This window comes from Deinococcus metallilatus, from assembly GCF_004758605.1.
In the GTDB taxonomy this organism is placed as follows: domain Bacteria; phylum Deinococcota; class Deinococci; order Deinococcales; family Deinococcaceae; genus Deinococcus; species Deinococcus metallilatus.
Genome location: NZ_CP038512.1, coordinates 105,042 through 126,137, shown reverse-complemented (window position 1 = coordinate 126,137; position 21,096 = coordinate 105,042). Strand labels below are relative to the sequence as shown.

The following is a 21,096-nucleotide window of genomic DNA, read 5'->3' as shown; positions in this document are numbered from 1 at the left end:
CCGGGGCTTCTGTGGCCTCCCCTCAGGGAATCAGCGCCTCCAGCCCGTCCAGCCGCGCCCGCAGCGTCTCCAGGTCCGGCGCCACCAGGTTCACGTGCCCCAGCTTGCGCCCCGGGCGCGGGGCCTTGTGGTAGAGGTGCAACCGGGTGCCGGGCAGCGCGTCGATTCCGGCCCAGTCGGGTTCCCGACCGTCCGCCGTCCCGATGATGTTGACCATCGCGGCGGGGTGCAGCGGCGCCCAGTCGCGCAGAGGCAGCCCCAGCACCGCGCGCACCTGCGCCTCGAACTGGCTGATTCCCCCGCCGTCCTGGGTGAGATGCCCGCTGTTGTGGACACGCGGCGCGACCTCGTTCACCAATAGGGTGCCGTCCGGCAACTGGAAGAACTCCAGCGTGAGCAGGCCCTCCAGCCCCCAGCCCTCCGCGACGGCGCGGGCCACCTCACGGGCGCGGGCCTCCGTCCCGGCGGGCGCGGCGGCGGGAAAAACGCTGGTGCGGAGGATGCCCTGCCGGTGCGTGTTCTCGATCAGCGGCCCGAAGGCCAGCTCGCCCGCCGCGTTCCGGGCGACCGCCAGGCTCACCTCGCGCTCGAAGGGCACCAGGCCTTCCAGCACGCAGGGGGCACGGCCCAGGGCGTCCCAGGCCGCGCGCAATTCCGCGTCGCTGTTCACCCGCGCCTGGCCCTTGCCGTCATAGCCGAGTTCGCTGGTCTTCAGGAGGCCGCGCCCACCGACGGCCGACAGTGCCCCCGTCAGGTCGGCCTCGTGTTCGATGGACACGAAGGGGGCGGTCGCTGCTCCCGCCGTCTGGAGAGCTTCCTTCTCGCGTGCCCGGTGCTTGCTGCGGGCCAGCAGGGCGCCGCCGGGACGCACGGGAACCCGGCCTTCCAGCGCGGCCAGAGCTTCGACCGGCACGTTCTCGAACTCCAGCGTCACCACGTCGCATCCCGCCAGGCGGTCCAGCCCGGCGGGGTCGGTGTAGGGGGCCTGGAGATGTTCGGCACACAGCCGCGCGGGGGCCTGGGGGTCGGGTTCCAGCACCACGACCTTCACGCCCAGCGGCAGGGCGGCGAGGGCAAGCATCTGGGCGAGCTGGCCGCCGCCGAGGATGCCGAGGGTGCCCTGTGGAAGGGTGGAAGTCATTCCGCCCCCGCTTCCGGGTGCCCCTCGAAGAAGGGGTCGTCCAGTACGGCCTGGGTCTGGCGTGCGCGGAAGGCGTTCAGCCTCTCGCGCACGGCCTCGTCGGTGCCAGCGAGCAGGGCGGCGGCGAAGAGGCCAGCGTTTTTCGCCCCTGCCGGTCCGATGGCGAAGGTCGCCACCGGGATTCCGGCGGGCATCTGCACGATGCTCAGCAGGCTGTCCTGGCCGCTGAGGGCGCGGGACTGGACGGGCACGCCCAGCACCGGCACGCGCGTGAAGGCCGCGAGCATGCCCGGCAGGTGGGCCGCGCCGCCCGCCCCGGCGATGATGCAGCTCAGGTTCAGGCGTTCGGCCCGCTCGGCGTAGCTGGCGAGCAGGTGCGGCGTGCGGTGGGCCGAGAGCACCCGCACCTCGTAGGGCACGCCCAGGTCCCGCAGCACGTCCAGCGCGCCCTGCATCGTGTCGAAATCGCTGCGGCTGCCCATCACCACGCCCACCCGGGGCGCCCCTTGTCCGTCCGTCACGGCCTGCATCCTAGCGGGTCGGGACCGGGGAGGGTAGGTTGAGCACCGCTGCGTGCTGCCGCTGGGCCGCACCGAACAACACGCGACGTTGAGCCTCGCCGCCGACAGCCTGCTCGCGGAGCGGGCCCGCGGCAGAGGCGGCGGCGCCGCTGGGTATTCCGGTGTTTCCCGTGCTGTCCTACGGCATCACGCCCGCCTTCACGGCCTACCCCGGCACCGTCAGCCTGCGGGTGGACACCTACCTCGCCCTGCTGGACGACCTGCTGGGCGGGCTGTACGCGCAGGGCTTCCGCCGCGTCCTGGTGGTGAACGGCTACGGCGGAAATGCGCCGGGGCAGGGCTGGCTGGGCGAGTGGCTTTCCGGCCACCCGGACGCGCGGGTGCAGTGGCACAACTGGTGGAACGCGCCCCACGCCTGGGCCGCCGTGCAGGCCATAGACCCCCTCGCCAGCCACGCGAGCTGGATGGAGAACTTTCCGTGGACACGGCTGGAGAAGGTCCCCGCCCCGCAGGAACGCAAGCCGCTGGTGGACCTCGCCCGGCTGAGGCAACTGCCCCCGCAGCGGGTGCGCGAGGTGCTGGGCGACGGCAACTACGGCGGCCTGCACGTCCGGCCCGACGAGGACATGCGGCGCATCTGGCAGGAGGCCGTAGCGGAAACCCGGGAGCTGCTGGAACGCGGCTGGGCGTCCTGATCTGTCCCGAACCGCCTGCGCTACTCTCAGCCCATGACCGCTGGCCCGGACTACGACTGGCTGTACTCGCGCACCCGGGCGGGACGCGAGCGGGGGCCGGAGGGGGCGCGCGCGTTGCTGGACCACCTCGGTTCACCGGACGCGCGGTTTTCCTGCATCCGTGTGATTGGCACCAACGGCAAGGGCAGCACCTGCGCGATGCTGGAAGCCGGACTGCTCGCCTCGGGGGTGCGGACGGGCCGTTTTACCAGCCCCCACCTCCAGCACTACGAGGAACGCATCCGGGTGAACGGCCAGGACCTCGGCCCGGCCCGCACCGCCGCCTTTGTCGACTGGGCGCGGGTCCATGCGCCGGACGCGGCCTTTTTCGACCTCACCCTCGCCCTGGCCTGCCGGGTGTTTGCGGAAGACGGCGTGAAGGTCGCGGTGATGGAAGCCGGGGTGGGCGGCGTCTCGGACGCGACCCAGGCGCTGAACAACGTCCAGGCGGTCGCCCTGACCAATGTGGACCTCGACCATGTCGCCACCCTGGGGCCGACCCTGCGCGACATCGCCCGCGACAAGGCGCGCGCCGCCCGGCCCGGCGTGCCCCTGCTGACCACCGCGACCGGCGAGGCGCTGGCGGTGGTGCGCGAGGTGGCGGCGGAGGTCCAGGCGCCCCTCTTCACGCCGGACAGCCACCCGGCCCTGTTCGCCCTCCCCCACCCGCCCGCGCTGGCAGGCGCACACCAGCAGGCGAACGCGGCGCTGGCCGCCGCCACCCTCCGCACGCTGGGCTATGGAAGCGGGGTGGAGGCCGCCCTGAGCGCCACCCACCCCGCTCGCCTGGAACGCTTCGAGGTGGAAGGCAAAACCATTCTGCTCGACGGCGCCCACAACCCGCACGCCACGCGCGCCCTGGCCGCCAGCGTGCCGCACGCGGACGTGCTGCTGTTCGGGAACCTGGCCCGCAAGGACACTGCCGCAACCCTCGCGCCCCTGCTGGCCGTGGCGCCCGTGCGGGTGTTCACCGCGCCCGGTGACCTCGCCACGTCCCCAGCCGAACTCGCCGCCCGGCATGGCGGGCAGAGCGTCCCCTACCCGCAGGAGGCGCTGGCCCACGCCCTCGCCCTCACGCCGCCCGGCGGAACGCTGCTGGTGGCCGGGAGCCTCTACCTCGCGGGAACGGTACGCGGCCTGCTGACGGCCCCTTGACAGGGGGTGGAGGCGCCCGTATACTCCGCTTCGCTCTGGGTCGTTAGCTCAATTGGCAGAGCAGCTGACTCTTAATCAGCGGGTTGTAGGTTCGATTCCTACACGACCCACCAGAGAACCCCCCGTCCCAGACGGGGGATTTCCATTTAAAGTGCCTGTTCCCCCTACTGCCACCTGCTGGGGCAAGTCCAAAGGCCAGCTCGGCCCCGGTGGGGGCAGGGCTGCATGAACACTTGCCCACACTCCTCAAGCCCACCGCGCCTTTCCCGGGGTTAAGGTGAACGAATGGAAGCGCCACACGTGGTGGTCATAGGCGGTTCGGCCGGTGCGCTGCGTGGCCTGCTCGACATCGTCCGGCATCTGCCGCTCGACTTTCCCGCCGCGGTGCTCGTCGTGATTCACCTCTCGCCGGACTACCCCAGCCGCCTCCCGCGCCTCCTGAACGACGCCGGGCCGCTGGAAGCCCGGAACGCGCAGAGCGGGGAAGCTGCCGAGCCGGGCCGCATCTATGTGGCACCGCCGGACCATCACCTGCTCCTCCAGCGGGGAAAGCTGCGGGTTTCCCGCGGCCCCCGGGAGAACCGCGCCCGGCCCTCCATCGACGTGCTGTTCCGCTCGGCGGCCTACGCCTCTGGCCCGGGCGTCACGGGCGTGCTGCTCAGCGGCATGCTGGACGACGGCACCTCGGGGCTGTGGGCGATCAAGCACCTCGGCGGCTACGCCATCGTGCAGCACCCGGAGGAAGCCGAGTTCCCCTCCATGCCCCTGAGCGCCGTGCAGCGCGTGGAGGTCGACGACATCCTGCCCGCACGCGAGATCGGCCCGCGGCTCGCCCAGCAGGTGGGCCGGGCCGCCGCGCAGGGAACGGGCGGGCACAGGGAGAGAAAGGCCATGAACGAACAGGATCGGCACCGGCTGGAAGTGGAACTGGGCGTGGCCTCCGAGGACAACGCCTTTGAGGGCGGCGTCCTGAACCCGGGGCCGATGTCCACCTTCACCTGCCCCGAGTGCCACGGGGCGATGGTCAAAATCCAGGAAGGCCGCACGCTCCGCTTCCGCTGCCACACCGGGCACGCCTTCACGTCAGCCGCCCTGCTCTCCGAGCTGCGCGAGTCGGTCGAGGCAACCCTGTGGAGCTCGGTGCGCGCCCTCGACGAGAACGTGATGCTGCTCGAACACCTCGCCAAACATTTCGCCGAGGCCGGGGAACCCATTCAGGGGGAGGTCTTCCGCCGCGAGGCCGCGCAGGCGAGGGAACGCTCGCGCACTGTGCGCGGTGTGGCCCTGCAAGCCGGTGAACACCAGGAGGAACTGCTCCGGGCCGCCCGGGGCGCTGAGCTGAAGGATGAGATGGAGGAGCAAGCGGGCTGACCCCGGCGAAAGGCCGCCCATGAGGGCCGGAACCCCCGACGGCTGGGCCGTGGTTGAGGCAGAATACAGGGGATGCCGCAGTTTCCCGTCGTGGTCGTCGGCGCTTCCGCCGGGGGGGTCGAGCCTCTCAAGGAGGTGGTGGCCGCCCTGCCGCCGGACTTTCCGGGAGCGGTGTTCGTCGTGCTGCACATTCCGCCGTACAGCCCCAGTCACCTGCCGCACATCCTCAGCCAGGCCGGGCCCCTTCCGGCGCTCCATCCCGAGGACGGGGAACCTGTCCTGCCGGGCCACATCTACGTGGCGCCCCCCGACCACCACCTGCTGGTCGAGGGGAATCAGGTGGGGGTGAAGAACGGCCCCAAGGAAAACCGCTTCCGGCCCTCGGTGGACGCCCTGTTCCGCTCGGCGGCCTACACCTGCGGCGCGGGCGTGATCGGCGTGGTGCTGTCCGGCGTGCTGGATGACGGGGCGTCGGGTCTGTGGACGGTCAAGCGCCGGGGCGGCCTCACCGTGGTGCAGGACCCGGCGGACGCGCAGTTTGACTCCATGCCCGTCAGTGCCCTGGAGTATGTGGACGTGGACTACTCGCTGCCCGCCGCCGAGATCGGTGGGCTGCTCGCGGGCCTGGTGGGCGCGGGGCCGTCCCCTGAGGCGGAGGTTCCCATGAGTGAGGAAGAGAACAGGCAACTGGAGGTGGAGGTGCAGATCGCGGCGGGTGGGCACGCGCTGAGGCTGGGGCTGACGGACCTGGGGCAGCCCTCGCCCTTCTCCTGCCCGGAGTGCCAGGGGGTGCTGTACACCCTGAAGGACGGCACCGTGACGCGCTTCCGCTGCCACACCGGGCATGCGTACAGCATGGAAGCCCTGCTGACGGAGGTCAGTGAGGACATCGAGGGGAAGCTGTACCAGACGCTGCGTGCGATGGAAGAAGGGGTGATGCTCCTGCGCCGCATGGGGGAACAGGCCGTGCAGGCAGGCGACACCGGAAACGCCGCCCACCTGCTGGAAAAGGTGCGGCAGGTGGAGCGTCAGAGCGAGCTGCTCCAGCGGCTGACCCAGCAGGCGGTGCAGTCCCGGCTGGACGATGTGCTGCCCAGTTCCGACTGACGCTGGCCCCGATTGCTGGAGCTTTTCCAGGTCGGGGCCAGCCCATGCCGTGAAGCTCCTACCCGTCCCCCTCCTGTGACACGTCCCCGGTCACGTCCTCGCCTTCCCGCACGGCGTGCTCCACCAGGCCCGTCACGTCCTCCAGCATCAGCAGGAACACGGCCGTCTGCCCGTCCTCGCTGATGATGGGCTGCACCTCCATCTTCATCTTGCGGCTGCCCCGGCCCGGGACAGGCAGGTCGATGATGTGGTCGATCACCGGTTCCTCGGTGGCCAGCGCGTCCCGCAGGAGCTGCTGGAGTTCCAACGTGTCCAGCACGAAGTTCCCCACGTTGTACAGGCGCTGGCCCTGCACCTCCGCAGGCTCGGCGCCCAGCAACCCGTACAGGGCGTGGTTGCCCGTCACCAGGCGCTGCTCGCCGTCGATCACGGCGACCGGTTCATGCAGGGCGTTCAGGGCGGCTTCCGCATACGCCTGGGTCTGCTCGACCCGCCGCTCAAGTTCCTTGACCACACCGATGTTCGTGAAGGTCATCACCACTCCGTCGATGAAGTTGTCGGACGTGCGGTAGGGGGAGATGCGCATCAGGTACCAGGCGTCGTCGTGGGCCTGCACCTGCGTCTCGAACGGCACCAGGGTGTTCAGGACCCGGCGGATATCCCCGGTAAAGGTTTCGCGCCCGTAACGCAGGTTGAGGCTGATATCGGTGATGGGCCGGGCGATATCGGCGCTGATCAGATTGATGACGCCCGTGATCCTCGGCGTGAAGCGCTTGATGTGCAGGTCGTTGTCGAGGAAGACCGTGGCGATTCCGGCGCTGTCGAGCAGGTTCTTCATGTCGTCGTTCGCCTGCGCCAGATCGTGGATCACCCGCTCGTGTTCGGCGTTGACGGTGATCAGTTCCTCGTTCAGCGACTGCAACTCTTCCTTGGAGGAGATCAGTTCCTCGTTGGCGCTCTGGAGTTCCTCGTTGGCGGCCTGCAATTCCTCGTTCGTGGAGCGCAGCTCCTCCATCGAGACGGCCATCTCCTCGATGGTCGCCTGGAGCGATTCCCGGGTGTGCTTGAGTTCCCGCTCCAGGACACGGGCGTGGTCCGTCACGGGTGGGCTTCCGGGCGTGGCCGCCTGCGGCTCGCCGGGGCGCTCGCCAAACAGGACGAGCAGCAACTGCTGCTCCCCGGCGGACAGGGGACGGACGGTCACGTCGAGCAGCACGTTCGTGCCGTCCGCCACCACATGCAGGCCCTGCAAGGTCACTTCCCGGCGCTGGGCGCTCGCCTCGCGCAGGGCGGCGGGAAGCTCGTAACGCAGCCCGTCCCGCGCCATCTCCAGGACGTTCATGCTGGCCTGGCCGGGTTGCAGTTCCAGGTAGCGGGCGGTGCGGCCGTTCACGAACAGGATGTCCCCCTGTTCGTTGACCACCACGGCGGGCGGCGCGTAGTCACTCAGCAGCAGGTTCTGCGCGAGCTGCGGCACGTCCACCCGCTGCCGGGGCAGGGGCGGCCGGGTGCCGTCCCCGCCGCCTCCCGGTGCCTGCCCGGTCAGCGGCGGCGCGAGGGGCAGCGGGCTGGCGGCCCCCTCGCCCCGCCGGTAGATGCGCCAGCGGACATTCAGCGCCGTGAAGCGGTGGCGGTCCCCCTCGTTCCCGACCGTCTCGCTGGCCCCCAGGAACAGCAGGCCGCCGGGGCGCAGCGCGTAGTGGAAAAGAGACAGCACGCGCTTTTGCAGCTCGGTGTTCAGGTAGATCAGGAGGTTGCGGCAGCACAGCAGGTCCAGCCGGGTAAAGGGCGGGTCGCCGAAGGTGTTGTGCAGCGCGAAAATCACCGTGTCGCGAATCTCCGCCCGCACCTGATACCCGCCGTCCTTGGGCACGAAGTACCGCTCCAGCCGCTCCGGGGAGACAGTGTAGGCGATCTTGGCGGGGTAGAGGCCCAGTCGGGCCACGTCAATGGCGTCCTTGTCGATGTCGGTGGCGAACACCTGCACCTTGAGGGCGTGGTTGCTGCCCAGATCCTGCAAAAGCTCGTGCAGCAGGATCGCCACCGAGTAGGCCTCCTCCCCGGTGGAGCAGCCCGCCACCCACACGCGGAAGGTGTCCACCTCCGCCTTGTTCATCACGATGTAGCTCCGCAGGTGCTCGGCGAGTTGCTCGAAGGCCTCCGGGTCGCGGAAGAAGGCCGTCACGTTGATCGTCAGGTCGCTGATCAGGGCCTCGACCTCGCGCGGGTTCTCCTGGAGGTAACGCACATACTGCGCCACCCGGTCGATGCGGTGGCTCTTCATGCGGCGGTCGATGCGCCGGACCAGGGTGCTCTTCTTGTAACCGGTGAAGTCCTGCCCGGTGCGCGAGCGGATCAGCAGCAGGATCTTTTGCAGCGCCGGGTCCGGCCTGCCATTCTCCCCCTCCAGGTCGCTGTGGGCGGAGGTCTGCGTCAGGGCCGTGTACAGCTGGTCGGCCAGCTCCTCGGGGGGCAGCACGGCGTCGGCCAGGCGGGTCGCGGCGGCGCTTTGCGGCATGGAGGGGTACTCGGCGGTTTTGGGGTCCTGCACGAACACCCGCCCGAAGTTCTCCTTGATGGCCCCCACGCCCTGGGTGCCGTCCGTCCCCGCGCCCGACAGGACCACGGCGACGGCGCGCTCCCCCTGGTCCGCCGCGAGGCTCTCGAAAAAGGCGTCGATGGGCATGCTGGGCAGGTCCCCACGCTCCCCCAGCAGCAGCATGCCGTCCATCAGGCTCAGGCTGCGGCCGGGCGGAACCACGTACACGTGATCGGCCTGGAGTTGCAGGCCGTCCTCGATCTCCACCACCGGCAGGGCCGTGCAACGCTGCAACAGGTCCGGCATCAGCCCCTTGTGGTGCGGGTCGAGGTGCGGCACCACCACCAGGGCGGCCCCACTGCTGTCTGGAAAGCTCACGAAGAATCGCTCGTACCCGTCGAGCGCCCCCGCCGAGCCGCCGATGCCGACCACCGCGAGAGGTGGCCGGGGCGCCGTCCCTGCCTGGTCCTGCGGGGCAGGCTCCTGGTCGGCGGGGGCCGGGCCGGGTGTGTGGGGTGGGCCTGGGGTGGGGGAGTGATCGGGCATGGTTCGGCCTCCATGGGACACCGGACGGGGCAGAACCTGGTCCGTGTTTTCCGCTGGAAAGCCATTCTAACGCCAGCCGGATGACCAAAGGTGTCCGAACAGGGCCACGCTCATGCCCTCGCCTCCCCCAGGTCTGAAGCGGTATCCTGGCCGAACGACACCTGCCCAGTCCCGCCCATCCGTAAAGCGCCCCAGGCGCTTTCCCACGAGGACCTGACCTGATGAGCACTGATGATCAACCAGACACCCTTGACGAGTTGCGGCGCCAGGCGGAGCGTGTCCTGGACGAGCAGCCCGGGGAAGAGGGGAGCGCCAGCGAGTACCGGGCCGACCCGCAGGCGCTGATCCTTGAACTTCAGCGCCAGCAGCACGAGCTCCAGGTCCACCAGGTCGAACTCCAACTCCAGATGGAGCAGCTCGTCCACACAAACATGGAGCTGGAGCGGACACGGGCCGAGTTCGCGGACCTCTTCGATTTCGCGCCCATCGGGTACCTGACCCTCGACCGGAGCGGCATGATCCAGCGCACCAACCTCACCGCCATGGAACAGCTCGGTGCGTCGCGGGAAACCCTGACACGCAAACGTCTGTCCGCCTTCGTGGACCCGGCGCACGTCAGTTCCTTCGCGCTCTTTCTGCGGCGCGTGTTCGAGGCGCCCATCAAGCGCACCGTGGAGGTGCGTCTTCGCAGCGCCGCAGGCAACCACTTTTACGTGCAACTCGAAGGTCTGGCTGCGGGGGATGAGGGCGGGCAGCAGAGCCAGTGCCGCGTGGCGATCATCGACATCACCGCCCAGCGCGAGGCGCAGGAGGAGGTGCTGCGCCTGAACACCACGCTGGAGGAGCGGGTCGAGCAGCGCACCACGCACATCCGGGAGCTGAGCGAGGAACTGGAGACGTTCGTGTACTCGGTCACGCACGACCTGCAAACGCCGCTGCGGCACATCCGCGCCTTCACCGACCGGCTGATCCAGGTACACGCAGCGGGGGACGCCGATCAAACCCATTACGCCCAGCATGTTCGGAACTCGGTGGACCGGATGGAACACCTCCTGAACGCCATGCTGGGCTTTTTCCGCCTCAGCCGCCAGCGCGTGAAATTCGCGACGGTGGATCTGAACCGGGTGCTGAAAGAGGTGCTCAAGGACCTGCAAGGGGACCTGGTGGGCCGGGAGGTGAAGTTCGCCGCCGAGCCCCTGCCCACGGTGACCGGGGACAGCGGCACCCTGCAACTGGTGTTCCTGAACCTGCTTGCCAACGCGCTGAAGTTCACGCGCGGCCGCGATCCCGCCCACATTCACGTCTGCGCGCAGGAAACCGAGCGGGAGTACATCGTCTCCGTGGAGGACAATGGCGTGGGCTTCAACATGCGCCAGAAGGGGCGGCTGTTCGGCCTGTTCCAGCGCCTGCACAGCGAGCGGGACTTCGAGGGCACGGGCGTGGGGCTGGCGCAGGTGCGGCGCATCGTGCTGCGGCACGGCGGGCGCGTGTGGGCGGAGGGCAAACCCGGTCAGGGCGCCACCTTCTGGTTCAGCCTGCCCAAGCGGGTGCCCTTCTCCGAAGACACGGAACCCAGGGGACACGTGAAGGTCGAGCGCTGATCTTCTGGCGGAGGCGTTCAGGGATGCACTTCCCCCGCTGGAAAAGGGCTTCCAGTTCATTGACGGCCCGGTTGCGGGGAAGACCAGGAAGGCCTTCCCGCTGCTACGTCGTGCTTTTGCCCAGACCTAACATCATCAGGGTGGTCAGACCGTTCACACGTCCGCCCCGGGGTATGACAGAAGCTCCCCCGGGGGCCACCCCAGCAGCAGCCCCGGGTTGAGCCGTCCGGTTTCCGGGGCGCCGATGACCGGGGGCAGCTCCTGTCCAGCGGGCGTGAGGCGGAACCGGACCAGGGAGAACTGCTGCACGAGAAACACATCGTTCTGCGGGCCACCACCGCCCAAGCGGCGACCGGGGACAGCTTCCTGGGAGCGTGCCCCCTGCCCTGCACGCGGCGACCCCTGGCGAGCCTGGCGGACGTGGCCGGATGACCCCGCGCTACCCTGCCCGTATGACCGACACCCACACCTCTGATCGCCCCCGCATTCTGGTCGCCAATGACGACGGCATCTTCTCCCCCGGCATCAAGGCGCTGGCCCTGGCGTTGGCGGACGTGGGAGACGTGGTGGTGGTGGCCCCGGACGTGGAGCAGTCGGCGGTGGGGCACGGGATCACCATCCGCCGTCCCCTCCGCTTCAAGCACACCGCCTCGGCGGGGTTCGGGTCCCTGCCCGCCTACCGGGTGGACGGCACGCCCGCCGACTGCGTGGTGCTGGGCGTTCACCTGCTCGGCAGGCCCGACTTGGTGGTCAGCGGCATCAACCTGGGGCCGAATCTGGGCGACGACCTGACGCACTCGGGCACGGTCGCGGCGGCCATCGAGGGCCTCGCGCTGGGCCTTCCGGCCATCGCCTTCAGCCAGCAGGGGAGCGCGGGCGGTGAGTACAGCTTCACGGCGGGCGCGGCCTATGCCGCGCGGCTGGCGCGGCAAGTGCTCGGCCGGAGCCTGCCGCCGCGCGTGCTGCTGAATGTGAACTTCCCGGGGGGGATGCCGCGCGGCGTGCGCGTGACCCGGGTGGGCGAGCACCGCTGGGAAGACACCATCGTGACCCGCCAGGACCCCGAGGGCCGCGAGTACCACTGGGTTGCCGGGCAGAGCCGCGCCGCCGACGCGCACGACCAGAGCACCGATTACGGCGCGCTCCAGGCCGGATACATCAGCGTGACCCCGGTGCGCCTGGACCTGACGGCCCGCGACCTGCTGGGCGAAATCGCGGACTACGTGCCGGAGGCGTAGTCAGGGCTGGGTGATGAGGTGGACCTGGGAGGCGGGGACGGGCGTGAGCTTCAGGTTGCGGAGGTCGCTGGGATCAAGCCGGTACACGAGGAGCGCCGCTTCCTTGCGTTCGGTTGCCTGAAGCAGTTCAGCTGGGCTGTTGACAATGTGGGGCTGCGGCGGCTGCCCGGTCACAGGGGAGTGCGCCGTTGGGACTGGGAGGAGACCCTTCTGTACCCGGCGGACGGCCAGCAGGAAGGCATCGTAGGCACTTCCCGGTGTGGTCAGCAGGCCGTTGCTCAGGGTGACGTACAGGGCATCGTCTGGCGCGGATACACGAAGTCGGAGGCCGGGATGATCGGTCAATTTCGACTCCGGTAGGACGGCAATCTTTATGGGGCTGGCAGACGGAGCGCTTTGTTTGAGGACAGCCTCCAACTCCTCAATCAGTGGAAAGGCGTAGAGATCGGTGGCCAGAACAGGCGCAGTCTCCGTGCCGAGTTGCAGTTTCGCGGGGCCGATCTGGAGGACCGGATTCACGAGGCCCGTCAATTGCAGGGGAACCCCATGCATCAAGGGGAGCAGATTCAGCAGGGGCAGCTTTTGAACGTACCTCTGCCCGTTCACGGCGGTCAGGCTATGGCTCAGGTCCAGCCCCTCCACGACCTTTCCCCCTGGAAAAGACAGGATCAGGTAGCCGTCGACGCCGGAAAGCTCGTCGACCTGCACGCCCGCTGTCCTCAGGGCCGCGATCAGATCATCCAGGCTCAACAGGCTGCTCGCCGCGTTCTGCCTGCACCACGCCACGGCACCCTCGATGCCACCCTTCGACCTGACGAAGCTCTCGTAAGTCTGACGTTGCTGAGGACTAAGACCCTTCAGGGCACTGGGGCTGAGCGGTTGGCAATTCTGGATGGCATGTACCGTCGGCACCTGCGCGAACGCCTGCATCCCCAGCAGCGTCGCGACGCCAGCGAGGAGCGCCGCCCGGCCCGCCTGCGGCAGCGTATGCACGCGGTTCAGCTCACGCGCGATGGCCTGCGGGTCGCCCAGGTCGCGCAGGGCCGCGTGCGTCGCGTCGTCCTCGCTCAGGCCCAGCAGCCGGTATCGGTACAGCTTGTCCTCGATGGCGCCGCGCAGTTCGAGCCGGGCCTCCCGCCTGGCCTTGCCCCACAAACCCCGCGTCGCCCGGTTCAGGTACTGTTCCGTCTCCCTCATGCCTGGCCCCCGATCACGCCGCGCACGGCGGCACTAAAGCGTTCGTAGCGTTCGCGCTGGGCGCGCAGTTCGTCCCGGCCAGCGGGCGTCAGGGTATACACCTTGACCGGGCTGCCGCCGCGCGGGAGCTGCTGGAACTCGCCCTTGATCCACCCGGCCTTTTCCAGCCGGTGCAGCGCCGGATACAGTGTGCCCTCGCGCAGCGTGAAGTACCCGTCCGTGGCGGCCTGCACGTCCGCGATGATCTGACCGCCGTAGCGCGGCCCCTGTTCGAGCGTGGCGAGCAGCAGCAGGTCGAGATGGCCTTTGAGTTGCTGGGCATCCATGCCGGTCCTTTCCCTGGCGGCCCGCAGAACGAGCGGCCCTCAGGCATCGCTTTCCGATGTAGCGGCATCGTAAAACGAGGGGCTTTGGAAAGCAAGGCTGAGAATGCTCAGCGGTCTTCCAGCACCTCGAATACCCAGGCGCGCACGCCGTCCGGGAGGGCCAGGGGCGGCACCTCGCCTGCCCAGCGGCTCGCGACCAGGGCCAACCCCGGCTGGGCGGGACTGCCGAGCAGTTCGGCGCCCAGGAAACCCGGCAGGCCGGGGAGGGTATTCAGGAAGGCCCGCAGGTCGCACTCGGCGCTCTCACCGCGCGCCTCCGCATAATGCACCCACGCTGTCATGGGAACAGGGTAGCGCCAGGGGACTGAAGGCTAACCCTTCCCCTCAATACAGCGCCAGCGGGTCCTTGGGGTCCCAGCGCAGATAGGTGCCGAAGTGCAGGTGCGGTCCGGTGCTGCGGCCGGTGCTGCCGACCCGGCCCACCGGCTGGCCGCGCGTCACCTGTTCCCCCGCCTTGACCAGATTGGCGCTGAGGTGCGCGTAGCGGGTGATCCAGCCGTCCGGGTGTTCCAGCACGACCGTCCAGCCCCAGCCCCGCTCGAAGTCGGCCCGCGATTCCAGCACCCGGCCCGACCGCGCCGCATGCACGACAGTTCCCGGCGGCGCCACGATGTCCACGCCGTAATGCTGCTCGTGTTCGCCGTCCAGCTCCCGCTCGCCAAAGCCGCTGCTGATAAAGCGGTACCCCGCCACCGGCCACAGCCACCCCGAGGCCGAGGGCGCCGACGAGACGCGGATGGACGCCGTGCGGACGGTCGCGGCGGGCGTGCGGCGGCTGGCCGCGCTCCTGACCGCGCTCCCCCCAGGACTGGGCAGCCGGGCCGCCGCCTTCCGCCCCGGAATCTGTACCGTTATCCCCGCACGCAGGGGCCGGTCCGCGTCCAGTTGCGGATTGGCGCGCAGCAGTTGCGCGAGGCTCAGGCCGTGCTCGTGCGCGATCACCGTCAGGTTTTCGCCGTCCCGGACGCGGTGCGACTGGCCGGGAAGCTGCCGGTTGGGGATGCTGAGGGTCTTGCCCGCCTGCACCTGATCGGCGTCCCGCAGGCCGGGATTCGCGGCCTTGAGCGCCGCCACGCTGATCCCGGCACGCTGCGCGATCACCGTCAGGTTGTCACCGGGGCGCACGCGGTAAGGGGTCGCCGCGCCCGCCAGACCGGCCAGCACCAGCGTCGCCGTGACGAGGACTCGCCGGGCCGCCGCCACTCGCACCTGCGGCCCGGCGGAGCGCCGGATGAGAACGGGGTTCACATTCCTTAGCATAAGGGCAGAAGCGTGGCCGGTATGTGAGGAAGCCGTCCTCGCGTTACCCTCCCCCTATGACTGGCACGCCGACCTTCGCCCCACCGCCCGGCTTCGAGCGCCTACGCCTGCTGCTGGCCTGGGACGGGGCGGACTTTGCCGGGTGGCAAGCGCAGCGAAATGCGCCGAGCGTCCAGGAAACGCTGCACGCCGCGCTGGTGCGCCTGGGCGGGGCACAGGTGGCCCGTCCCGTCGCCGCTGGCCGCACCGACACGGGCGTCCACGCCGAGGCGATGCCCGCGCATGTGGACGTGCCGGAGGGCTTCCGCGTGCCCCCTGACCAACTGGCCCGCGCGCTGAACGCGCACCTCCCGCCCAGCGTGGCGGTGCTGGAGGCCCGGCCTGCCCCCGCCGGATTCCACGCCCGCTTCTCCTGCACCGGACGGAGGTATACCTACCGCCTGCTGAACACGCCGCAGCGTCATCCGCTCTGGGCCGGACGCGCGCTGCATGTGCCCGGCCCGCTGGACGTGCCCGCGATGAACGCCGCCGCCACCTTACTTGTCGGCACGCACGACTTCGCCGCCTTCGCTACCCGCGAGGACCGGCAGACGGTGCGGGAGGTGCGGGAGATCGCCGTTCACCCCGGCCCCACCGTCCCCGGCGGAAGCGTCTGGGAGGTGCGGGTGGCGGGCGAGAGCTTCCTGCGCCATATGGTGCGCGGGCTGGTGGGAACGCTGCTGCTGGTCGGCCAGGGCAAACTCGGCCCGGAGGAGGTGGCTGAGGTCCTCGCCGGGCGGGAGCGGGCGCGGGCGGGCGCGAATGTCCCGGGGTACGGGCTGACGTTTACGGGGGCGAGCTATGGCGAGAGGTTCAGCCCTGCCCCACCGCCAGCAGGTGCGCGCTGATGCCCAGCAGGGCCCGGTCACATTCCAGCAGGCGCAGGGCGGCGAACAGCCCCTCCCGGCGTTCCGGGTCGCGCATGACTTCCTCGGGGTCACGGAGCAGGCCCGCCGGGCCTTCCAGGGCGTAGAGCGTCACGTCCCCGAAACCCACCGCTGCCAGCTCGGCCTCCAGTTCGTCCGGGTGATGAAAGTACGCGGTGGTGAAGTATCCGGCGCGGTGGTCCGGGTTCAGGTACTCGCCACAGGTGTACGCCGCTTCACGAATGGGGCGGAAGTAAGCCTCGGCGGGCAGGCCGCGCGTGAAGTCACCGCAGATGGCGGCGGAACGGGGAATGACTGTCACCACCAGCCGACCGCCTGGCCGCAGGACACGCCGCGCCTCCGCCAGGGCGGCCAGACGGTCCCCCGGCCGGGTGAGGTGGTAGAGCGGCCCCATCAGCAGCACGGCGTCCGCACTCGCCTCGGCAAACGGCAATGTCCGCGCGTCCCCCAGCGTGACCGAAGCGAGGGCCGCCAGCGAGGGGTCCGCCTGCACCCGCGCCACATGGCCCGGCATGGCGTCCAGCAGATGCACGGTATACCCGGCGTTCAGTAGTTCACGCGCGTAGATGCCCGTTCCGCCGCCCACGTCCAGCACCACCGCCGGGGCAGGCGGCAGCACCCGGCCCAGCAGTTCCAGGGTCCGCCCGAATTCCACCACGCCCAGCCCGCGTGTCAGGCGGTCGTGCTCCCGGTCCAATTCGTAGTACGCCGCGATCTCATCCATACGGCAGGGTAGGCGAGAGGGTACGGGACAGCATCGGCCAGATGGCCTGAAGTCCGTCCAGCCACACCCGCAGCTACGAGGCCGCTTTGCGTTCCCTGGGTTTGAGCTTCACTTCCACGTCCATGTCCAGGGCATCGGCAATGCGCCGCAGCGTTTCCATGCCGTGCGCGTGATAGTCGGGGCTGAGCCAGCGGGAGACGACCGGAGGCGTGACGCCGAGCTGCTGAGCCACCTGCGCGCCGCTCATCTTTCGCAGCCGCAGCGCCCGCCGCAGTTCCAGGCTGACCGGATCAGGCGGCGGCACCGTTTCGGCGTAGGCGAGTTCGACCGCGCCGCCTTCCGGTGCCTGCGCCAGCGCCTCCTGCACCAAGGCGTCCAGTTGGCGCATCACCTTCAGGTCGAAGCCCAGTTCTTCCCCGTCGTCACTAAAGGTCGTCGGTACGCCGGTGACGGTGATTCGCACGCCGCGCTGCTGGGTCTGATAGGTGGTGGACTGGATGGGCATGGAGTCTCCTTTCAGTTCGCCATCACCGTGACGACGATGTAGACGTCATCTCGCCAGCCAACCTTGGCGCGCAGACGGACGCGGCCCAAGTGTCGGTCGAAGTTCAGACCCGGTGCGCGCGAGCCGCCGGGGAGGTCCTTGCTGACCTCATCGGGAAAGTTGATGGCGTCCAGAACATCATCCAGGGTTAGGGCGTCAAGGCTCAGTTCCTCGCGGGCGTGGCGGCTGAAGATCAGACGGTCCTCGTCGAGCGCCGTCCAGATAGCGTCGAGTTCCCACTCCAGCACTTCTGACGTGCTGAAATCGAAGCCCGGAGTCACGGCCAGATATTAGCACAAAAGCTAACTGCCGTCGTTGAGGGGGATGCCCCGCCTGGTCTTGAGTCTCTCACCCCCGCCGCGTCACCCCGTCCGTCGTCAGCAGCGGGCCGTACAGTTCCGGGCGGCGGTCGCGGAAAAAGCCCATCCCGGCGCGGAACTTGCGGGCCTCGGCCAGATTCAGGTCGTGCATCAGGGCGCCTTCCTCCGTCTCCCCGAACTCGGCCACGATTTCGCCGGTGTAGTCGCAGATGAAGGAGTGGCCGTAGTACGTCTGGGTCACGTCGCCCACCACCTCGGTGCCGATGCGGTTGGCGGCGCCGACGTAGGTCGAGTTGCTGACGGCGTGGCCCTGCATCGCGCGCTGCCACATCTGGTGGCTGTTGGGGCTTTCGACCTCGGCGGGTTCGGAGCCGATGGCGGTGGGGTACAGCAGGAAATCGGCCCCCTGGAGCATCAGCGCGCGGGCCGTCTCGGGATACCACTGGTCCCAGCAGATGCCCACGCCCACGCGCCCGTAGCGGGTCGGCCAGACCTTGAAGCCGGTGTCACCGGGATTGAAGTAATACTTCTCCTCGTAGCCGGGGCCGTCGGGGATGTGGGTCTTGCGGTAGTTGCCCAGCAGATTGCCGTCCGCGTCGATGCACACCAGCGAGTTGTAATGCGCCTGCCCCGCCCGCTCGAAGTACGAGAGGGGCAGCACCACGCCGTATTCCCGCGCGAGGTTCTGGAACCGCCCGATAAAGGGGTGCCCCTCGATGGGGTGCGCCAGTGCGAAATAGTCCTCGCGCTCCACCTGGCAGAAGTACAGGTTCTCGAAGAGTTCGGGCAGCAGGATGATCTGCGCACCCTGCCGGGCAGCGTCACGCACAAAGGCCTCGGCGCGGCTCACGTTGTCTTCGAGCTGGTCGGTCACGTGCATCTGCACGACGGCGAGCTTCACGTTTCGAGTCATGCCTCATCCTCCCTCAAATGCAGGCCCAGGCGGCGGGCCACCTCGCCGCGTGGGCGAGTCAGGCCGCTGCGGGCGTCCATGTAGTCACGGTACACGGGGTCAAAGGCATGAATCAGGACCGCCATCACGCCGTGTTCGTCGGTTTGCAGGCCCTGGATACGAAACCCCGCGCGCAGCTTGGGCACAATCACGGCGTTGTTCGTGACGTGGTGGTGACTGCGGACGAGCGGATAGCCCTCACGCTGGAAGGTGTCCAGCAAGTGCGGCAGCAGGCGCGTATACAGCCCTTTGCCCCGGTGCTGTGGCAAAAAGGCCGTGTTGCTCATGTAGACGGTGCGCTCGTTCCAGGCGCGGGCGGCGGACCAGCCCACCACCTCGCCCTCCCGCGCGATCAGCCAGGCCCAGGACGGCGCGGTGGGGCCGGAGGCGGTCGGCGCGCCCTGCCAGTCGAAGGACACGGACTGGTAGGCGACGTCTTCCAACTGTTTGTAGGTCGCCCAGTACACCTTGTATGGGACGGGGTGCGCGGTATAGCCGCCCCCCAGGTCGAAGGCTTCGGTGTCCGGCAATTCTGGCATCGGCACGCAGGGCGCCGCCTTCTCCCTCTCCTCCCCCGGCCCCAGGTTCAGCCCCAGCCGCCGCGCCGTCTCCCCCACCGCCTGCCGGAAACCGCTGCGGACGTGCATCGCCTCCCGGTACGTGTCGTCCAGACTCAGCGTGAGCGCCACGTTCAGGCCACCCTCGTAGAGGTTCAGGCCTTGAAGGAAGAAGCCCGCGCGCAGCTTGGGGATGATGACGCGGTTGTTGGTGGCGCGGTGGTGGCTCTGCACCAACGTATAGCCCGCCTGCCGGTACACCTCCACCACGTGCGGCAGCAGGCGCGAATAGAGGCCGCGCCCCTGGTGTTCGGGCAATATTCCGGTGTCGGCCATGTAGACCGTCCGCTCGCCTTGCTGGTGGGCGTGGTGCCAGCCGATCAGGTCGTCGCCGTGGTAGAGGCCCCACTGGAAGGTTTCGCCCAGAGGGAGCGGCGACTTCACGGGCCGGTCAAAGGCGTAGCCCCAGTTGCCGCCGAAGATGCGGCCTTCCAGCCGGGCACAGGCGTCGCGGTAGGCTTCCAGTGTGAGCGGGCGGGCCTCGTACCCGTCGCCCAGCCAGATTACTGGCCCTTCCACGCCTCTCCTGTCCAGGGCTGCCCGACCGGCTGCTGCTGCGTCATGCAGTGGAAGGAGCCGCCGCCCTCGATGATCGCGCGGCTCCTCAGGCCGATCACCTCGCGGCCGGGGAAGAGGGGGCGCAGCACCTCCAGCGCGCGGGCGTCGTTCGGGTCGCCGTATTGCGGCACGACCACGAAGCCGTTCCCGATGTAAAAGTTCGCGTAGGTGGGCGGGAGGCGGCCCTCCGCACCCTCCAGCCTCTTGGCGGGCAGCGGCAGTTCCACGATGCGGAAGGGGTCGCCGTTCAGGTCGGTCATCGCGCGCAGGTCGGCCAGGTTCTTCTGCATCACCGGGTAATTCGCGTCGTTCGGGTCCTCGGCCACGCTGGTCACGATGGTCCGGGGGTCCACGAAGCGGGTGATGGTGTCGATGTGCCCGTCGGTGTGGTCGTTCTCCAGGCCGCCGTCCAGCCACAGCAGTTTGTCCACGCCCAGCGCCCCCCGCAGCAGCGCCGCGTAGTCCTCTTCGCTCAGGCCGGGGTTGCGCGCCTTGCTCAGGAAGCAGGAGCGGGTGGTGAGGCCCACGCCCGCGCCGTTCACCTCCAGGCCGCCGCCTTCCAGCACCTCCGGGCGGTCCCAGTGGGGCAGGTTCAGCCATCCGGCGACGTACTCGGGCACGCGGTCATCCTGCTCCCAGTGGAACTTGCCGCCCCAGGCGTTGAAGCGCCAGTTGACGAGGGAAAGGGGGGCGTGGGGGGTGGGCTGGCCCTGCGTGATGAACATCGGGCCGTTGTCCCGAATCCATACGTCGTCCAGCGGGACGCGGTGATAGGTGACGTTCGCGCCCGAGAGCCGCGAGCGGGCGTCCTGTTCGCTTTCCTCGTCGCGGACGAGCAGATGCACCGGCTCGAAGCGGGCGATGGTCCGCACGAGCTGCGCGAACTCGTCCCGCACGCCTGCCAGGTGGCCGAACCACAGCTCGTCGTCCGCGGGCCAGCTCATCCAGGTCGCCTGGTGCTCGGCCCATTCGGGGGGCATCGCGAAGCCCAGCTCGCGTGGGGTGGGGGCGGTGGGGAGGAGGTGCAGAGGCGCGGCGTCGGTCACGGGGCGCATTGTCGCACCCCGGCGCGGGGCGAAGGTGACGGGCGCTCCGGGGCGAAGCAGCCGGGCACAGCCCTCAAGTTTGATGATTCTGTCTTAACCGGAAGCGGGAGCTGCCCTCAGCCGAGCAGCGGCAGCTCACCTGAGCCTGCCAGGGCGCGGAAGTGGGCGGCTTTTTCGAACAGGCCCATCTGCTCGTAGCAGCCCGCGAGTTTCAGCGCGAAAAACTCGACCGCGCGGCAGTCCTCGCGGCGCTCGGCCGCTTCCAGACATTCGCGGTAGTACAGCACGGCCAGGTGATACTGCGCTCCGGACGCAGCGTGTTCGGCTCGGCAGTGACTCATCCTGAGGGACACGATGTCGGTCGGCACGCCGTTCATGGCCCTGAGTGTAAACAGGCTGGGCCGCACATGAATGCAAGGTGAAGCGGATTCTGGCGAGGGCCGCGGGCGTGTGATGGGTTGCTGGTGGCTTGTGGGGGCGGGTCAGCGGACACCTCTGAGCCGGGAACAAGAAGGGGCGTGAGTCTTTTGCCCCTCCCTCCTGGTGGGGGAGCTTGGGAGGGGGTAGCTGCCGCAGGCTGCCCTTAAAACACCCCAAATACGCCACTCTGGGA

Annotated in this window: 22 protein-coding genes and 1 tRNA gene; 8 read left to right on the top strand and 15 right to left on the bottom strand. The window is 69.2% G+C overall.

The annotated features are described in order from the left end of the window. Positions 1-22: 22 nt before the first annotated feature. Together purK and purE are read right to left on the bottom strand one after the other, a co-directional pair. Complete coding sequence (purK, locus tag E5F05_RS06485; RefSeq protein WP_129117814.1) at positions 23-1,141, bottom strand: 5-(carboxyamino)imidazole ribonucleotide synthase; 1,119 nt, start codon at positions 1,139-1,141, stop codon at positions 23-25. Further along, the gene (gene purE / locus E5F05_RS06480; protein ID WP_129117813.1) at positions 1,138-1,671 is read right to left on the bottom strand and encodes a 5-(carboxyamino)imidazole ribonucleotide mutase; all 534 of its coding nucleotides are present in this window, start codon (positions 1,669-1,671) and stop codon (positions 1,138-1,140) included. Before purE ends, purK begins: the two co-directional genes overlap by 4 nt. A gap of 152 nt (positions 1,672-1,823) precedes the next feature. On the opposite strand from purE, the gene E5F05_RS06475 reads away from it, so the two are divergent. From E5F05_RS06475 to E5F05_RS06455, 5 genes are all read left to right on the top strand, one after another. Next, positions 1,824-2,357: a creatininase family protein gene (locus E5F05_RS06475; RefSeq protein WP_241687068.1), complete on the top strand. Its 534-nt coding sequence runs from the start codon at positions 1,824-1,826 to the stop codon at positions 2,355-2,357. Positions 2,358-2,390: 33 nt separating this feature from the next. Next, positions 2,391-3,551, top strand: a complete 1,161-nt coding sequence (locus E5F05_RS06470) for a glutamate ligase domain-containing protein (protein ID WP_129117812.1) — start codon at positions 2,391-2,393, stop codon at positions 3,549-3,551. Between the two features lie 37 nt (positions 3,552-3,588). Further along, positions 3,589-3,664: transfer RNA gene (locus E5F05_RS06465), tRNA-Lys, on the top strand. 172 nt (positions 3,665-3,836) lie between these two features. Then, on the top strand, positions 3,837-4,922 hold the full coding sequence (locus tag E5F05_RS06460; protein WP_129117811.1) for a chemotaxis protein CheB: 1,086 nt from the start codon (positions 3,837-3,839) through the stop codon (positions 4,920-4,922). A gap of 72 nt (positions 4,923-4,994) precedes the next feature. Then, positions 4,995-6,029, top strand: coding sequence for a chemotaxis protein CheB (locus E5F05_RS06455; protein ID WP_129117810.1), 1,035 nt, complete (start codon positions 4,995-4,997; stop codon positions 6,027-6,029). A 58-nt stretch (positions 6,030-6,087) separates the two neighbouring features. Here E5F05_RS06455 and E5F05_RS06450 read toward each other — a convergent pair whose 3' ends face one another. Further along, positions 6,088-9,114, bottom strand: coding sequence for a CheR family methyltransferase (locus tag E5F05_RS06450; RefSeq protein ID WP_129117809.1), 3,027 nt, complete (start codon positions 9,112-9,114; stop codon positions 6,088-6,090). Between the two features lie 221 nt (positions 9,115-9,335). Between E5F05_RS06450 and E5F05_RS06445 the strand changes: the two genes are divergently transcribed. Then, positions 9,336-10,715 (top strand): sensor histidine kinase, encoded by a 1,380-nt coding sequence (locus tag E5F05_RS06445; RefSeq protein ID WP_129117808.1) that lies wholly within the window; start codon positions 9,336-9,338, stop codon positions 10,713-10,715. 153 nt (positions 10,716-10,868) lie between these two features. Here the strand turns inward: E5F05_RS06445 and E5F05_RS21270 are convergent, their stop codons facing one another. Beyond that, positions 10,869-11,024 (bottom strand): hypothetical protein, encoded by a 156-nt coding sequence (locus tag E5F05_RS21270; protein WP_164973372.1) that lies wholly within the window; start codon positions 11,022-11,024, stop codon positions 10,869-10,871. 143 nt (positions 11,025-11,167) lie between these two features. On the opposite strand from E5F05_RS21270, the gene surE reads away from it, so the two are divergent. Continuing rightward, a complete protein-coding gene (surE, locus tag E5F05_RS06440; protein WP_129117807.1) occupies positions 11,168-11,953 on the top strand; it encodes a 5'/3'-nucleotidase SurE in 786 nt (261 codons plus the stop codon). On the opposite strand, the gene E5F05_RS06435 is transcribed toward surE, so the two are convergent. From E5F05_RS06435 to E5F05_RS06420, 4 genes are all read right to left on the bottom strand, one after another. After that, positions 11,954-13,150: a permease prefix domain 1-containing protein gene (locus tag E5F05_RS06435; protein ID WP_129117806.1), complete on the bottom strand. Its 1,197-nt coding sequence runs from the start codon at positions 13,148-13,150 to the stop codon at positions 11,954-11,956. Then, positions 13,147-13,476 (bottom strand): PadR family transcriptional regulator, encoded by a 330-nt coding sequence (locus E5F05_RS06430; RefSeq protein WP_129117805.1) that lies wholly within the window; start codon positions 13,474-13,476, stop codon positions 13,147-13,149. Before E5F05_RS06430 ends, E5F05_RS06435 begins: the two co-directional genes overlap by 4 nt. A gap of 107 nt (positions 13,477-13,583) precedes the next feature. Next, positions 13,584-13,817 carry a hypothetical protein gene (locus E5F05_RS06425; protein ID WP_129117804.1) on the bottom strand — a complete coding sequence of 78 codons (234 nt, stop codon included), beginning with the start codon at positions 13,815-13,817 and terminating at the stop codon, positions 13,584-13,586. A gap of 43 nt (positions 13,818-13,860) precedes the next feature. Then, positions 13,861-14,784 carry a peptidoglycan DD-metalloendopeptidase family protein gene (locus E5F05_RS06420; protein WP_241687067.1) on the bottom strand — a complete coding sequence of 308 codons (924 nt, stop codon included), beginning with the start codon at positions 14,782-14,784 and terminating at the stop codon, positions 13,861-13,863. Between the two features lie 68 nt (positions 14,785-14,852). Here E5F05_RS06420 and truA point away from each other — a divergent pair, with 68 nt between their 5' ends. Then, a complete protein-coding gene (gene truA / locus E5F05_RS06415) occupies positions 14,853-15,683 on the top strand; it encodes a tRNA pseudouridine(38-40) synthase TruA (protein WP_129117802.1) in 831 nt (276 codons plus the stop codon). Here the strand turns inward: truA and E5F05_RS06410 are convergent. The 7 genes from E5F05_RS06410 to E5F05_RS06380 form a co-directional block, all read right to left on the bottom strand. Then, on the bottom strand, positions 15,649-16,446 hold the full coding sequence (locus E5F05_RS06410; protein WP_129117801.1) for a class I SAM-dependent methyltransferase: 798 nt from the start codon (positions 16,444-16,446) through the stop codon (positions 15,649-15,651). The two genes, truA and E5F05_RS06410, sit on opposite strands and share 35 nt — an antisense overlap. Before the next feature lie 73 nt (positions 16,447-16,519). Further along, the gene (locus E5F05_RS06405; protein WP_129117800.1) at positions 16,520-16,951 is read right to left on the bottom strand and encodes a helix-turn-helix domain-containing protein; all 432 of its coding nucleotides are present in this window, start codon (positions 16,949-16,951) and stop codon (positions 16,520-16,522) included. A gap of 11 nt (positions 16,952-16,962) precedes the next feature. After that, on the bottom strand, positions 16,963-17,271 hold the full coding sequence (locus tag E5F05_RS06400) for a DUF4258 domain-containing protein (protein ID WP_129117799.1): 309 nt from the start codon (positions 17,269-17,271) through the stop codon (positions 16,963-16,965). Positions 17,272-17,338: 67 nt separating this feature from the next. Next, positions 17,339-18,223 carry an N-carbamoylputrescine amidase gene (gene aguB / locus E5F05_RS06395; protein ID WP_129117798.1) on the bottom strand — a complete coding sequence of 295 codons (885 nt, stop codon included), beginning with the start codon at positions 18,221-18,223 and terminating at the stop codon, positions 17,339-17,341. Then, positions 18,220-19,398, bottom strand: a complete 1,179-nt coding sequence (locus E5F05_RS06390) for a GNAT family N-acetyltransferase (RefSeq protein WP_129117797.1) — start codon at positions 19,396-19,398, stop codon at positions 18,220-18,222. Before E5F05_RS06390 ends, aguB begins: the two co-directional genes overlap by 4 nt. Beyond that, complete coding sequence (locus tag E5F05_RS06385) at positions 19,383-20,492, bottom strand: agmatine deiminase family protein (RefSeq protein WP_129117796.1); 1,110 nt, start codon at positions 20,490-20,492, stop codon at positions 19,383-19,385. Before E5F05_RS06385 ends, E5F05_RS06390 begins: the two co-directional genes overlap by 16 nt. A 107-nt stretch (positions 20,493-20,599) precedes the next feature. Beyond that, positions 20,600-20,860: a hypothetical protein gene (locus tag E5F05_RS06380; RefSeq protein WP_129117795.1), complete on the bottom strand. Its 261-nt coding sequence runs from the start codon at positions 20,858-20,860 to the stop codon at positions 20,600-20,602. Positions 20,861-21,096: the final 236 nt, after the last annotated feature.